The sequence below is a fragment of the Mycolicibacterium arenosum genome (genome assembly GCF_024320865.1).
Taxonomy (GTDB): domain Bacteria; phylum Actinomycetota; class Actinomycetes; order Mycobacteriales; family Mycobacteriaceae; genus Mycobacterium; species Mycobacterium arenosum.
In genome coordinates this window covers 18,265-31,659 of the sequence record NZ_JANDBD010000012.1, presented here as the reverse complement: position 1 = coordinate 31,659, position 13,395 = coordinate 18,265, and the positions used below count along the sequence as shown (strand labels likewise).

Genomic DNA, 13,395 nt, shown 5'->3' with positions numbered 1-13,395 from the left:
GCCGATGACGTCGTTCGCACAGGAGACTGCTCAGCAGCAGGAGATCACGTTCGAGTCGACCTCCCGGTACGCGCAGGTCCGTGAGGACATGCGGCTGCACTACCACGAAGCGGGCGTGGGCAATTCGGAGACGATCGTGCTGCTGCACGGTGGTGGACCGGGTGCATCCAGCTGGTCGAACTTCTCCAAGAACATCGCCGTGCTGGCGCAGGACTTCCACGTGCTGGCCGTCGACCAGCCCGGTTACGGGCTATCCGACAAGCACACCGAGCACGAGCAGTACAACCGGTACAGCGCGACCGCGCTGCTGAACCTGTTCGACCATCTCGGCATCGAACGCGCTGCACTGCTGGGTAATTCGCTGGGCGGCGGCACCGCGGTGCGGTTCGCGCTCGACAATCCGAAGCGGGCGGGCCGGCTGATACTGATGGGCCCGGGCGGCCTGTCGATGAACCTGTTCGCGCCCGATCCCACCGAGGGCGTCAAGCTGCTCGGCAGGTTCACCGTCGAACCGACCCGTGAGAACATCGAGAAGTTCCTGCGCATCATGGTTTTCGACCAGAGTCTCATCACCGAGGAGCTGATCGACGAGCGGTTCGCGATCGCCAGTCGGCCGGAGTCGATCGCCGCCACCAAGGCGATGGGAAAGTCGTTCGCGGGTGCGGACTTCGAGCTCGGGATGATGTGGCGCGAGGTGTACAAGCTGCGTCAGCCGGTGCTCCTGATCTGGGGTCGTGAGGACCGGGTCAACCCGCTCGACGGCGCCCTGGTGGCGCTCAAGCAGATTCCGCGCGTGCAGTTGCACGTCTTCGGGCAGTGCGGCCACTGGGCGCAGCTGGAGAAGTTCGACGAGTTCAACAAGCTGGCATCCGATTTCCTCAAGGGCGGTAGGAAATGAGCATCCGGTCACTGGGGTATCTGCGCATCGAGAGCACCGACGTCGGGGCGTGGCGCGAGTACGGGCTCAAGGTCCTCGGCATGGTCGAAGGGTCGGGGGTCACTGACGGTGCGCTCTACTTGCGGATGGACGAGCACCCGGCTCGCCTGGTGATCGTCCCCGGCGACAACGACCGCTTGTTGCAGTCCGGCTGGGAGGCCGCGAACGCCGCTGGTCTGCAGGAGATCCGGAATCGGCTGGACGTCCAGGGCGTGCCGTACAAGGAGGCCACCGCGGCTGAGTTGGCGGACCGTCGCGTCGACGAGATGATCACGTTCGACGACCCGTCGGGCAACACGCTCGAGGTGTTCCACGGTGTGGCTCTCGAGCACCGTCGCGTCGTCAGCCCCTACGGGCACAAGTTCGTCACCGAGGAGCAGGGCCTGGGCCACGTCGTCCTGACGACCCGCGACGACGCGGAGACGCTGCACTTCTATCGCGACGTGCTCGGGTTCAGCCTCCGCGACTCGATGAAACTGCCCCCGCAACTGGTCGGCAGACCGGCTGACGGTCCGCCCGCCTGGCTGCGCTTCCTCGGCGTCAACCCGCGCCACCACAGCCTCGCGTTCATGCCGGGTGAAACCCCCAGTGGCATCGTCCATCTCATGGTCGAAGTCGGAGAGGCCGACGACGTCGGCCTCTGCCTCGACCGGGCGCTGCGACGCAAGGTGAAGATGTCGGCGACCCTGGGCCGCCACGTCAACGACAAGATGCTGTCGTTCTACATGAAGACTCCGGGCGGGTTCGACATCGAGTTCGGTTGCGAGGGACTCGAAGTCGAAGACGAGAACTGGGTGGCTCGCGAAAGCACGGCGGTCAGCCTGTGGGGTCACGACTTCAGCGTCGGCTTCAAGTAGGTCCGCAGTGGCTGCGACCGAATTCGACCCCCGCACGTTCCGGCACGTGCTCGGCCAGTTCTGTACCGGCATCACGATCATCACGACGGTGCACGACGGCGAGCCGATCGGTTTCGCCTGCCAGTCGTTCGCGGCGCTGTCGCTCGATCCGCCGCTGGTGCTGTTCTGCCCGACCAAGCAGTCGCGGTCGTGGCAGGCCATCGAGGCCAGCGGAAAGTTCTGCGTCAACGTGCTGCACGAGAAGCAGCAGCACGTGTCTGCGCAGTTCGGGTCCAAGGAGCCGGACAAGTTCAAGGGGATCGACTGGAGTCCGTCGCAACTCGGTTCGCCGATCCTCGACGACACCCTGGCTCACATCGACTGCACGGTGCACTCGGTGCACGACGGCGGTGACCACTTCGTGGTGTTCGGTGCGGTGCACTCGCTGTCGGAGGTGCCGAAGAAGAAGCCCCGCCCGCTGCTGTTCTACCGCGGCGAGTACACGGGCATCGAGCCCGATAAGAACACTCCGGCGCACTGGCGCGACGATCTCGAGGCGTTCCTCACCACGACGACGGCCGACACCTGGCTGTAGCCGCCCTCGAGGCGCGAATCTAGCGAATCTGTGAACGCCGTCGAGTAGTTCGCTTGGAGCGACGCGCATCCGTACACTGAGAGCGGTTTCCGCCAGCTGACGTGGTTCCACGTGACCCACTTCGCTCGCCTGTGATCGTGGTCTCGGCAAACGCCGGGATCAAGTGTGCGATACGTCGCCCGAGTTCGAGTCGAGGAGCCGGTATGCAGTTGTTGCACACGGCGACGTCGGTCTCGCGGTCGACGAGCGACCCGGTGAGCGCCTCCGGGGTGTTTCGGTCCGGGGTTCATTCGACGCCGGTGCCCCGCGGCGTCCGCTCCGCGCTGTTGATACTGCTGGTAGGCGTCGCGGTGCATGCCCTGACGGCGGTGCTGCCGGACAGTAGCGTGACGGCGAAGTCGGTGGGTGGGTGGTTGTACCCCGCGCTGATGCTGGGCGCCTCGATCGCCGTCTTCGCACGCGTTCGACTCCGCCCCGACGACCGGTGGGCGTGGGCCCTGATCGCCGGCGGCATGCTCATCCCGGCGGTCCGCAACATGCTGTACCCGGCGTTCGGGTTACTGCCGGCGTGGCGCCCGCTCTGGCTGTGTTTCTACCCCCTGCTGTTCGCCGGCTTGTTGCTCTTGTTGCGGGCGCGGTTGCGGCGGCTACCGATTGCGCTGGGGCTGGACGCGCTCATCGCGGGCTTTGCAGTGGCCGCGCTGGCGGCTGTGGCATTCGGCCCGTACAGCGCGGCGACCAACGGTTCCCCGCTGGCGGTCGTGCTGGCGCTGGCGTTCCCGGCCGGAGATCTCATGCTGGTCGCGCTGGCCGCCTGCGCGCTGTCGCTGCTGGGCTGGGGCGCCGATCGGCGCTGGGGTCTGCTCCTGGCCGGGTTCGTGCTGTACGCGATCGCCGATGTGCTCTTCATGGTCTACGTCGCCGACGGCACCTACGTTCGCGGCAGCTGGACCGATGCGCTGCGGCCCGCGGCGGCCCTGCTGTTGGCTGCCGCCAGCTGGCTGGCGCCCGGTGCGCGGCGGACGCACGCGCTCGGGGCGCTGCAGCGCAACGGGGTTCCCCAACTCGTGGCCACGGCCGTGCTGATCGGTCTGCTGGTGCTCAGTTACGACGCCGGTGTGCCCCGAGTCGCGATCGTGCTGGCCGCGTGCGGCCTGCTCGCGGTCACCGCCCGCCTCGCCGTGGCCTTCAGGGAGGTCAGCCTGCTGGCCGACAGCCACCGCCACGCCATGACCGACGATCTCACCCTGCTGGCGAACCGCCGGGCGATGTCGACGGCGCTGACCGCCGCGTCGTTCGCGTTCTCGGAGAGCGACAGCGACCAGGCGGGACCGGGACTACTGGTGCTCGACCTCGATCGGTTCAAGGGTGTCAACGACTCCCTGGGACACCATGTCGGGGACGAACTGCTGCGCCGGGTGGCCGACCGACTCTCGCAGACGGTGCGGTCCGAGGATCTGCTGGCACGGGTGGGTGGTGACGAGTTCGCCGTGCTGCTTCCGGCGGGCGTCGACCTGTCGACCGCGGAAGCGATCGCGGCGCGAATCGTGGACACCCTGAGCGAACCGTTCCACCTCTCGGCCATCACCGTCCAGGTCGATGCGAGCGTGGGTATCGCCCTGTGCCCGTTGCACTGTCGCCGTCCGGAGGACCTGCTCCAATGCGCTGACATCGCCATGTATCTGGCCAAGGGGTCGCCGGTTCGGGTCGCGGTCTACGACACCGGACACGAGTCGCTGCGCATCGACGAACGCCGCACCATCGACGAACTGCGACTGGCGATCGAGGGCGGCCAGCTGACCTGCCACTACCAGCCGAAGGTGCGGTCCGACGGCGGCGTGCACAGCGTCGAGGCGCTGGTGCGCTGGCAACATCCCACCCGTGGCCTGCTGACGCCCGATGCGTTCCTGCACCTCGCCGAACGCGGCGGGTTGATGCGCCCGCTGACGAACACCGTGCTCGACCTCGCGCTCACACAGGTGCGCCGGTGGCGCGAGACGCACGACGACCTGGCGGTCGCCGTCAACCTGTCGGTGACCAACCTGCTCGACGTCGACCTGGTCGCTCACATCGGGGATCGTCTGGACTGCCACGGCGTGCCCGCTGATGCGTTGATCCTCGAGATCACCGAGGGCATGCTCATCTCCGAACGCGCGCGTTCGCGCAGCGTCGGCGATGCGCTGAAGAAGCTCGGCGTCAAACTGTCGATCGACGACTTCGGCACCGGATGGTCGTCGCTGGCCCGGTTGCAGGAGATGACCGTGGACGAGCTGAAACTCGACGGCGTGTTCGTCGAAGGGCTCGCGAACGAACCGCGATCGATCGCCATCGTCCGCTCTACGGTGGCGCTGGCGCACAGCCTCGGCGCGTCGTTGGTCGCGGAGGGCGTGGAGGACAACGAGACCCTCGACGCGCTGCGGCGTTACGGCTGCGACATCACGCAGGGGCACGTGCACTGCCCGCCGTTACCGGCCGACGAACTCGACCACTGGCTGGACGCCACACACGGCGACGTGCACCTCCGGCGCTGAGGGTCGAATTACACCGCTGTTATTCATCCACAGTGTGCACAACCCCTGTGGATGCTTCAGCCCACGTGCTGGTCGACGAACTCCGCGATCCTGGCCGCCACCTCGCGGTGGGTGACGTCGTTGAGGATGTCGTGGCCGCCACCGGCCAGCTCGAACAGTGACAACGCGGGAATCTGCTCGGCGTAGGCGCGCACCGCGCCGATCGGGGCGATCGGATCGTTAGTGCCGTGCACTGCGAGCGTCGGCAGCGTGAGGTTCGGCAATGTCGCGCCGAAGGCGTCCCAGCCGCGATCGAGTTCACGCGCGAGCGGCCCGCCGTCGGCGTCGACGAACGCCAGGGGATCGTTCTCCATCTGGTCGAGGTAGAACGGGTCGGCTGACAGCTGGCTGGGCGCGATCTCGAACGTGCTGTCGGCGTCGACGAGACCCGCCACCGGCACCAGGGGAGCGCCGGACACCACGGCGGCCCGGTACGGTCCGGCGTCCTGGACCAGCTTCCACAGCGTCGCCACCGCACCGAACGAGTGTCCTTGGACGACAAGCGGAATGCCGGGCGATGCCGCTGCCGCGAGACGTGCGAGCTCGTCGCCGAGCCCGATGCTGGCCTCCAGGGTCGTGAAGTCCCCGCGGTCGCCTGCGGTCAGGCCGTGACCGAACTGGTCGACGGCCCAGAGGTCGATACCCGCGGCGTTGAGCGCGAAGCCGTACCGGTGGTAGACGCCGGTGTGCTCGCCGAAGCCGTGCAGGAAGATGACGGCCGCGTGGGGTGCCTCGGCGGCCCAGTGCCGGTAGTAGGCGCGACCGTCGTCGGTTTCGAGGAATGGCATGACCCGACGTTAAGCGATGCCTCGGGTTCGGGTCGGCCTACTGCTGGGCCAACGCGAAGGCGCCGAGGCCGACGAAGAGGCCGGCGCCGGCCGCAACCCCCAGCAGGCTCGTCTTGGGCGCGCCCGCTCGCACGGCGAGGAGGTTCCCTGCGACGTCGGCTGCGTCGATCACGATGCCGGCCCGCAGCGCGAGTCGCTTGACGTTCGGGTCGGGGTGTTGGGCGGCCAGCCCCAGCGCGACGTCGCGGACGCCGAACAGTCGGGAGGTGATGCTCGAACTGTCGCTGGTGTTCATCGGCCCGAGGCCGAACAGGCGCCACGAGTGGCGGGGGCTCGCCCACGACAGTCCGCCGGCGAAGATGCGGCCGACCGAAATGGCCAGGACGGCAGCTCGAGCGGCGGTCGGATCGGGTGCGGTGGTCGTCATGGCGGCTCCTGTAATCGGTTTGTAGTGATGACTACAAAACCATATGTGTAGCGACAACTACAATCAACCCCCGATGGGACACAAGCACACGCGGGACGACATCCTCGACGGCGCCGTGGAGGCCGCACTGGATGACGGTGTGAGCCGACTCACCTTCGGGACGTTGGCCAAGCGGCTCGGGGTGAGCGACCGAATCATCGTGTACTACTTCCCGACGAAGAATCAGCTCGTCACGGACGTGCTGATTCAGGTGGGCGAGCGGCTCCAAGTTGCTCTCGGCTCCGCCTTCACCGACGCTGCCGAGGATCATCGACACTTGGCTCGGGCGGCGCTACCGGTGTTGTCGCGCAAGGAGTTCGAACCGCTCTTCGCCGTGTACTTCGAGGCATGCGGCTTGGCCGCGGCTGGTCTCGAACCGTTCGGGGATCTCGCCGGCCAGCTCATGCAGGGTTGGGTCGGCTGGCTGTCCGAGTTCTTCAGCGGCGATCCGCACCGTCGTCGCGCGGAAGCGGAGGCCACCGTGGCCCTGGTCGACGGCGTGCTGCTCGTCCGTCAACTCGCCGGTGCGGCCGCCGCTGATCGCGCCGCCGTCGCACTCGGGTTGCGGTTGAACTAGCGCTGGGCCGTCAGCCGGGGACGGCGCGTACGGCGCCGGGGATCCGTCTAGTGAAGCTAATTGACTCTGGAGTAAGTATACTTTAGGGTACGTTCCGGGTGTTGGGTGCACCGTGATGAAAGTTTGCTGAAGTGCTCGCCCACGGTTGCGAGCAGGCATCATCAGATGGCCGACTTGGCCGCCGGACGGGGGTGGGACGTGGCATCGGATCACGCGTCGGGAGGCGGTCCGAACGACGCCGGTTGTCGACCCGCGGGGACGGATGAACGACGTTGACCGGTGATGCGTTGCTTGCGGTGTATGCGTTGGGCTTTCTCGTCGGCCTGGCCAGTGCCATCGCGATGGGCATCCGAGTCAAACTCATTCAGCAGAGCGGGAATTCACGGTTGCTGCTGGCGGCCTTCACGGGCCTCCTCTGGCCCCTCATCCTTCTAGGCATTGTTCAATTCGCCCTGTGGGCGGCACTCGTCGAATGCGGAGCCCGGCTGCTGGGGCGCTCCAAAGGCTCCGCGCGGACCGAAGCCCGACGCCACCGCTGCGGAACCCCCGCAGCCGACCGAAGCCCGACGCCACCGCGGCGGCGTCGTCATCATCCCTCGGACATTCGCTCAATTGACGCTTGCCAGCCACGGGCCAATGCGCCGCAACGCGTCGTCTATCTCAGCCGACGATCCGGCGAAGGAGAGCCGGACGTACGCGCCGCCGTGCACGGTGTCGAAGTCGACGCCCGGCGCGATCGCCACACCGGTATCGGCAAGTAACTTCGCGCAGAACGCGAGCGAGTCGGTCGAGTAGTCGGAGATGTCGGCGTAGACGTAGAACGCGCCGTCGGCCGGGGCCAGCCGCGGCAGCCCGATCGCGGGCAAGCCGGCGAGCAGACGCTCCCGGTTGACCGCGTACTGCTCGACGAGCCCCTCGGCTTCGGCCAGCGACTCCGGGGTGAAGGCGGCGACGGCGGCCAACTGCGGCAGCGTCGGCGGGCAGATGGAGAAGTTCCCGGTGAGGCGATCGACGGCGCGGAGCAGCGGCTGCGGCACCAGGAGCCAGCCGAGCCGCCAGCCCGTCATCGCGAAGTACTTCGAGAAGCTGTTGACGACGAACGCGCGGCGCGATGTCTCCCAGGCGCAACTGGTCTCGGGCGCACCGGGATACACCAGGCCGTGGTAGATCTCGTCGCTCACCAGTTGCACGTCGTTGTCGTCGCACCACGTCGCGATGGCCGCCAGTTCGGCGGGCGGAAGAACGGTGCCGGTGGGGTTGGCCGGGCTCGCGATCACCAGACCCCGCACCGGCGGATCGAGGGCGGCCAGCATCTCGACTGTCGGCTGGAAACGCGTGTCGGGTCCGCACGGCACCTCGACGACCTCGCAGCCGAGGGCGGACAGGATGTTGCGGTAGCAGGGGTAGCCGGGCGAGGTCACGGCGACGCGGTCGCCGACGTCGAAGCTCGCGAGAAACGCCAGCAGGAATCCGCCGGTCGACCCCGTCGTGATGACGACGTCGGCCGGGTCGACGGTGATGCCGTGGCGATCCTGATAGCTGTGCGCAATGGCCTCGCGCAGCTCCGGAATGCCAAGTGCGACGGTGTATCCCAGCGTGTGGCTGGTGAGCGCCTCCGTCGCGGCGGCGCGGACCGGGGCCGGGGCCGGAGCGGCGGGCTGGCCGGCCGACAGGTTGACCAGGTCGCCGTGTGTGCGTTGCCGCTCCGCTGCGGCCAGCCACACGTCCATGACGTGGAACGGCGGGATCCCGGCGCGGATCGCGACTCGCTGGGCGATTTCGGTCATCGAATCCAGGCTAGTCTGCAGACACGATGAGCACGCTGGAGAACCGCCCCCGGCGAGCGTGCGTGTCTGTACCCCGACACGCCGGCTGAGCGGGCCCGTCGCCGTACGCTCGCGCTGAAACGGTTCAACGCGAAAGTGCGTGACGGCACGTCGGGGTTCGGCGTGTTGGGGGTACAGACACGCACGCTCGCGGAAGGGCGCGACGACTAGAGGACTTCCGATTCGAGCGCACGCAGGAAGTCGCGGGGCGGGCCGAGTAGTTGGGCGCTGCCGTGGGCGCGTTTGAAGTACAGCTGGATGTCGTACTCCCACGTGATGGCGACGCCACCGTGCATCTGGACGGATTCCGCAGCTACGGCGGTGAACGCCTCGCTCGCCGATACCCGCGCCAGCGCGGCCGACGCCGGCGAGGGCGCTCCCACGGCGTCGTTGACGACCGCGCGCGCCGACTGCACCAGTACGTACAGGTCGGCCATCCGGTGCTTCAGCGCCTGGAAGCTGCCGATCGGCCGCCCGAACTGAACACGGTCCTTGGTGTAGGCGACGGTCAGGTCGAGGCAGCGGCTCGCCGCGCCGATCTGCTCGACGGCGAGCAGGATGGCCGCGGTGTCGGCGAGGCCGGGGTCGGTGCCGAGTGCGGCGGTGGCGCTCGACTCGAGGCGACCGAGCCGCCGGGTGGGGTCCATCGACGTGACGGGATGTGCGGTGAATCCCGTCCAGCGCGTGAGCTTTCCGTCCTCGACGGCGACGACGACGTCCGCGACGTCACCGTTGAGCACGTAGTCGGGATCGAACACCACCGCGCCGATCGACGCGCCCGCAGCCAGGGCCTCGAGCGTGTCACCGTCCGGCTCGTCGGCCGCTAGCAGCGCCAGTTCGGTCAGCGTGGTGCCGAGCAGCGGGGTCGGCACCAGGCCCTTGCCGATTTCCTCGATCACCACCGCGGCGTCGGCGAGTTCACCGCCCGCCCCGCCGAGTTCCTCGGGCACCACCAGCGCCGCGACGCCGACCTGCTCGCACAGCAGTGTCCACAGCTTCTCGTCGTAACCGCGCTCGGACTCCATCGCCCGGCGCACGGCCTCGGGGCCGGCGTGCTTCTCCACCAGCGATGCGACGGTGTCGCGCAGCAGTTCCCGTTCCTCGTTCACGATGAGAGGGCCTCCAGGCTCGAGCTGGACAGTGCTTCCAACACCCGGCGACGGTGCCACGTCGCGTCACCCCACGCCGAGCGGAGCGCCTGCACCCGCAACAGCAGCAGCGACAGGTCGTGCTCCTGGGTGTAGCCGATGGCGCCGTGGGCCTGCAGCGACGAACGCGCCGACAGCAGTGCGGCATCCGCGGCGGCGGCGGTTGCGGCGCTCACGTCGCGCGCGGTGTCCGGGGAATCGTCGGCCAGCGACAGTGCCGCGCCGTACACCAGCGGCCGCGCCATCTCGACGGCGATGTAGACGTCGGCCAGCGTGTGTTTGATCGCCTGATACGAACCGATAAGTCGGCCGAATTGCGTTCGCTGCTTGGCGTATTCCACCGACATGTCGAGCATCGCCTGGCCCGCCCCCACCAGTTGCGCTGCGGTCGCCAGTGCGCCGAATTCGAAGGCCCGCGCGGTATCGGCCGGGCGGGCGTCACCGGAAGCGTCCACGTCGACCACCCGGCGGGCGGGGTCGACCGACTCGTGGACGTCGCCTGCGACGCCGTCGCGGACCTCGCCGTCGCCCGCCACGAGGATCAGTCCGGCGGTGTCGGCGTCGACGGCGCGCGGCACGTGCGGCGGAAACGCGACGGTCGCGATCAACTCGCCCGACGCGAGGCCACCCGCCCGCTCGTCGGTCGCGAGCAGGATCGGCGCCACCGCAACCGATTCCGTGACGGGGCCGGGGACACCGAAGTAGCCGAGCCGCTCAGCGGCCACCACCAGGTCGACGGGGTGCGCGCCGATGCCGTCGTACTCCTCCGGCACCATCAGTGCCGTCACGCCCAGATCGGTCAGCGTCGACCACACCTTACGGCCCGGCCCCGTGTCGCCCGTCGACCATGCGCGCACCGCGGTGGGCACATCGGCGGCGCCGAGCGCGCGGTCGATGCTCGACGCGAAGTCGCGCTGCTGTTCGTCCAGATCGAATCTCACTGCGGCTACCCCTTACTCTCGCGAGGCAGTCCCAGCAGACGTTCCGCGATGATGTTGCGCTGAATCTCGTTGGTGCCGGCGTAGATCGGACCACCGAGTGCGAATAGCAGGCCTTCGGTCCAGTGATCGACGAGCTCGGCGTCCGAACCTCGCAGATCCACCGCGGTCTGGTGCAACGCGACGTCGAGTTCGGACCAGAACACCTTGGTGATCGACGACTCGGCGCCGAGTTCGCCACCCGAGGCCAGCCGTGTCACCGTGCCGAACGTGTGCAGTCGGTAGGCCTGCGCCTTGATCCACGCGTCGGCGACGCGGTCGGCGTGGGCGTCGACGCGGCCGCGCTCGTCCCATTCGGCGACCAGCCGTTCCGCCGGTGCCAGGAAGCGGGCCGGGCTGCGTAGCGACATGCCGCGCTCGTTGCTCGACGTGCTCATCGCCGCGCGCCAGCCGTCGTGCACACCGCCGATGACGTCCTCGTCGGGCACGAAGACGTCGTCGAGGAAGATCTCGCCGAAGCCGGTGTCACCGCCGAGTTGGGCGATGGGCCGGACGGTCACGCCCTCGGCGTGCAGGTCGAACATGACGTACGTCAGGCCCTTGTGGCGCTGTGCCTCCGGATCCGAGCGGAACAGCCCGAAGGCTCTGTCCCCGAACACCGCTCGCGAGCTCCAGATCTTCTGGCCGTTGAGCTTCCAGCCGCCGTCGGTCCTGGTGGCGGTCGAGCGCAGCGACGCCAGGTCGCTGCCCGATTCGGGCTCGGACCACGCCTGCGCCCAGATCTCGTCGCCGCTGGCCATCTTCGGCAGCACGCGGTCCAGTTGCTCCTCGCTGCCATGCGCGAACAGCGTTGGCCCCAGCATCGAGGTGCCGTTGGCGCTGGCCCGGCCCGGCGCACCGGCGCGGAAGTACTCCTCCTCGTACACGATCCACTGCAACAGCGACGCATCCCGGCCGCCGTACTTCTCCGGCCACGCGATCACCGAGAGCCCGGCGTCGAACAGCACCCTGTCCCAGACCCGGTGCTGCGCGAAACCCTCTGCGGTGTCGTAGGACTTCGTCGGGAAGTGCTCACGGTTGGCCGCGAGGAACCCGCGAACCTCGGCGCGAAACGCCTCGCTGTCGTCGTCGAAGTGCAGATCCATTAGATCAGCTCTCGCAGTTGCGGTTTGACCACTTTTCCTCCAGGGTTGCGGGGCAGCACATCGAGGAAGGCCACCGAACGCGGGGTCTTGAAGTTCGCGAGGTGCTCGCGGGTGTGGGCGATGACCGTCGCCTCGTCCAGGTGCGCGCCGGGTTTGACGACGACGAACGCCTTGCCGACCTCGCCGAGCCGGTCGTCTGGCACACCGATGACGGCGGCCTCGGCGACGCCGTCGAGCCGTGCCAGCACCTGTTCGATCTCGGCGGGGTACACGTTGAACCCGCCGCAGATGTACATGTCCTTGAGCCGGTCGGTGATGCTGAGATTGCCGCGCTCGTCGAGCTTCCCGATGTCACCGGTGTGCAGCCAACCGTCGGCGTCGATCGCGGCGGACGTGGCGTCGGGATCGTCGAGATAGCCCAGCATCACATTGGGGCCGCGCAACAGCACCTCGCCGGTCTCGTCGTCACCGTCGATGCGCAGTTCGAAGTCGGCGATGGGCCGTCCGCACGTCGTGGCGACGGTGACGGCGTCGTCGTCGGCTCGGCACATGGTTCCGAATCCGCTTGCCTCCGTGAGGCCGTAGGCCGTCAGCACGATGTCGATGTCCAGCTCGGACTGCATGCGCTCGATCAGCACCACCGGCACGACGGCGGCACCGGTGACGGCGAACCGCAGGGACGTCAGGTCGAAGTCGCCGCGCTTGGGGTGGTCGAGCAGTGTCTGGTAGATGGTCGGCGGGCCGGGCAGCACCGTGATCCGCTGATCCTGCACGGCGCGCATGGCCTGCTCGGGATCAAACGTCAGCTGCGGAATGAGCGTGGCGCCCTTCTGCAGGCACGACAGGATGCCCGCCTTGTAGCCGAAGTTGTGGAAGAACGGGTTGATGCAGAGATAGCGGTCGGCGCTCGTCAGCTCACCGCAGGCGGCCCACGCGGCGGGTGCGTCGAGTGACTGCCGGTGGGCGCACAGCACGCCCTTGCTCCGGCCGGTGGTGCCGGATGTGAACAGGATGTCGGAGACGTCGTCGGGGGTGACCGCCGCTGCGCGCGCCTCGACGGCGGCTAGATCGGTCCCGCGGGCGACGAACTCGTGCCATGACGTCGCGGCGGCCACGTCGTCGGTCTCGATCGGCACCCGCACGATGTGCCGCAGCGCGGGCAGCGCGGTGCGGTCCAGTTCGGCGGTCCGGTCGGCGCCGAGGAACCTGCCCATTCCGATCAGCAGCGGGGCCGCGGTTCTGGCCAGGATGTCGGTGGCCTCGCTCGCGGTGTAGCGGGTGTTGAGCGGCACGACCACCGCGCCCGCGTAGTGCGTGGCGAGGCAGGCGACGACCCAGTGCCAGGTGTTCGGGGACCAGATCGCGACGCGGTCGCCGGCCTCGACGCCGAGGTCGATCATCGCGGCGGCGGCGCGGACGACCTCGGTTCTGAGGTCGGCGTAGGTCAGGGTCCGATCGGGTGTGACCAGGGCTTCGTGGGCGGAGAACTCGTCGCTGATCCGGTCCAGGACCCGGGGGATGGTCCTGCGCTCCGTCGTCATCGACTCTCCTCTAACAAAGCAAGTGCTT

Annotated in this window: 12 protein-coding genes; 5 read left to right on the top strand and 7 right to left on the bottom strand. The window is 68.3% G+C overall.

Annotation, left to right across the window (positions count from 1 at the left end):
* Window positions 1-4 precede the first annotated feature (4 nt).
* From hsaD to NM203_RS25530, 4 genes are all read left to right on the top strand, one after another.
* A complete protein-coding gene (hsaD, locus tag NM203_RS25545) occupies window positions 5-898 on the top strand; it encodes a 4,5:9,10-diseco-3-hydroxy-5,9,17-trioxoandrosta-1(10),2-diene-4-oate hydrolase (RefSeq protein WP_255063407.1) in 894 nt (297 codons plus the stop codon).
* A complete protein-coding gene (gene hsaC, locus NM203_RS25540; protein WP_255063406.1) occupies window positions 895-1,794 on the top strand; it encodes an iron-dependent extradiol dioxygenase HsaC in 900 nt (299 codons plus the stop codon). The genes hsaD and hsaC overlap by 4 nt, the downstream gene beginning before the upstream one ends.
* A 7-nt stretch (window positions 1,795-1,801) precedes the next feature.
* A complete protein-coding gene (hsaB, locus tag NM203_RS25535; protein ID WP_255063405.1) occupies window positions 1,802-2,368 on the top strand; it encodes a 3-hydroxy-9,10-secoandrosta-1,3,5(10)-triene-9,17-dione monooxygenase reductase subunit in 567 nt (188 codons plus the stop codon).
* A gap of 203 nt (window positions 2,369-2,571) precedes the next feature.
* Window positions 2,572-4,899, top strand: coding sequence for a putative bifunctional diguanylate cyclase/phosphodiesterase (locus tag NM203_RS25530; RefSeq protein WP_255063404.1), 2,328 nt, complete (start codon window positions 2,572-2,574; stop codon window positions 4,897-4,899).
* A 56-nt stretch (window positions 4,900-4,955) separates the two neighbouring features.
* Here the strand turns inward: NM203_RS25530 and NM203_RS25525 are convergent, their stop codons facing one another.
* On the bottom strand, window positions 4,956-5,726 hold the full coding sequence (locus NM203_RS25525; RefSeq protein WP_255063403.1) for an alpha/beta hydrolase: 771 nt from the start codon (window positions 5,724-5,726) through the stop codon (window positions 4,956-4,958).
* A gap of 37 nt (window positions 5,727-5,763) precedes the next feature.
* A complete protein-coding gene (locus NM203_RS25520) occupies window positions 5,764-6,153 on the bottom strand; it encodes a hypothetical protein (protein WP_255063402.1) in 390 nt (129 codons plus the stop codon).
* A 73-nt stretch (window positions 6,154-6,226) separates the two neighbouring features.
* Between NM203_RS25520 and NM203_RS25515 the strand changes: the two genes are divergently transcribed.
* Complete coding sequence (locus NM203_RS25515) at window positions 6,227-6,769, top strand: TetR/AcrR family transcriptional regulator (RefSeq protein WP_255063401.1); 543 nt, start codon at window positions 6,227-6,229, stop codon at window positions 6,767-6,769.
* Window positions 6,770-7,377: 608 nt separating this feature from the next.
* Here the strand turns inward: NM203_RS25515 and NM203_RS25510 are convergent.
* From NM203_RS25510 to fadD3, 5 genes are all read right to left on the bottom strand, one after another.
* Entirely contained in the window at window positions 7,378-8,547 is a 1,170-nt protein-coding gene (locus tag NM203_RS25510) for a pyridoxal phosphate-dependent aminotransferase (RefSeq protein WP_255063590.1), read from the bottom strand.
* 215 nt (window positions 8,548-8,762) lie between these two features.
* Window positions 8,763-9,704 carry an acyl-CoA dehydrogenase IpdE2 gene (gene ipdE2, locus NM203_RS25505; RefSeq protein ID WP_255063400.1) on the bottom strand — a complete coding sequence of 314 codons (942 nt, stop codon included), beginning with the start codon at window positions 9,702-9,704 and terminating at the stop codon, window positions 8,763-8,765.
* Window positions 9,701-10,684, bottom strand: a complete 984-nt coding sequence (locus tag NM203_RS25500) for an acyl-CoA dehydrogenase family protein (protein ID WP_255063399.1) — start codon at window positions 10,682-10,684, stop codon at window positions 9,701-9,703. Before NM203_RS25500 ends, ipdE2 begins: the two co-directional genes overlap by 4 nt.
* Before the next feature lie 5 nt (window positions 10,685-10,689).
* Window positions 10,690-11,826: an acyl-CoA dehydrogenase family protein gene (locus NM203_RS25495; RefSeq protein WP_255063398.1), complete on the bottom strand. Its 1,137-nt coding sequence runs from the start codon at window positions 11,824-11,826 to the stop codon at window positions 10,690-10,692.
* Window positions 11,826-13,367 carry a 3-((3aS,4S,7aS)-7a-methyl-1,5-dioxo-octahydro-1H-inden-4-yl)propanoate--CoA ligase FadD3 gene (gene fadD3, locus NM203_RS25490; protein WP_255063397.1) on the bottom strand — a complete coding sequence of 514 codons (1,542 nt, stop codon included), beginning with the start codon at window positions 13,365-13,367 and terminating at the stop codon, window positions 11,826-11,828. The genes NM203_RS25495 and fadD3 overlap by 1 nt, the downstream gene beginning before the upstream one ends.
* Between the last annotated feature and the right edge of the window lie 28 nt (window positions 13,368-13,395).